This is a genomic window from Thalassobacterium sedimentorum (genome assembly GCF_031127905.1).
GTDB lineage: Bacteria > Verrucomicrobiota > Verrucomicrobiia > Opitutales > Coraliomargaritaceae > Thalassobacterium > Thalassobacterium sedimentorum.
Genome location: NZ_JARXIC010000118.1, coordinates 1 through 666, shown reverse-complemented (window position 1 = coordinate 666; position 666 = coordinate 1). Strand labels below are relative to the sequence as shown.

Below are 666 nucleotides of genomic sequence, written 5' to 3'. Positions count from 1 at the left end.
CAGCTGTTTTAGGATCTGTTTCAAGCATCTCCGATGCGCAAACAGGTAGCAGAAGTCCGAGGATTATCGTTCCATAGAAATTCCGTTTTAATGCCAAAAGTGCCTTATATGCTTTGCTCATTTTATTTCGGTGAACGTCAAAGTGTGGCACGGAGTGAGGCACGAACGGAGTTGTCCACTACTGCCTGGATCTGCTCAGAGTTGGTTTAACAGCTCCGAACGCTTCGACTCATATTCATGGTCATTGATTAGTTTTTTGGACTTTAATTCATCTAGTTTTCTGAGTCGACTTTCGATGCTTGGCTCCGACTTCGGTGTTTCTGATGTGTAGCTGAATTCTTCAGTCGCTATTCCTTCTTCCGAGAAAAAGTTATAGGCTCCAAAAACTGCCCCTATCGCTGTTCCAAATGTCCAGAGGACTCCAATCCACATCGGACCTCCTTCTTTTTCGATCATAGGAATAATCACTGTGAGACCAATAATGGCGAAAACTCCACATCCGAGCATTTGTCCAAAGGCTGCTGGCTTGCTGGGTTTGATTCTTCCTTTAGTTTTCATTTTTATTCGGTAGATCGTGGAGCATAGCCGATGCCTGTAGCGCGGAGCGCGAAAGGCATTGGCTAGTGCGTCTGGATAGGCTCCTTCGGGTTAGTAGTTTTAGGCATT

The 666-nt window shown here is 45.3% G+C and carries 1 protein-coding gene; it reads right to left on the bottom strand.

The window, feature by feature from the left end; all coding sequences use genetic code 11:
- Positions 1 to 195: 195 nt before the first annotated feature.
- Positions 196 to 558 (bottom strand): SHOCT domain-containing protein, encoded by a 363-nt coding sequence (locus tag QEH59_RS18655; RefSeq protein WP_308986899.1) that lies wholly within the window; start codon positions 556 to 558, stop codon positions 196 to 198.
- Positions 559 to 666 lie beyond the last annotated feature (108 nt).

Bases quoted from the DNA above. Each gene is read 5' to 3' on its own strand.
- QEH59_RS18655 (WP_308986899.1), bottom strand. From the start codon at position 558: ATGAAAACTAAAGGAAGAATCAAACCCAGCAAGCCAGCAGCCTTTGGA.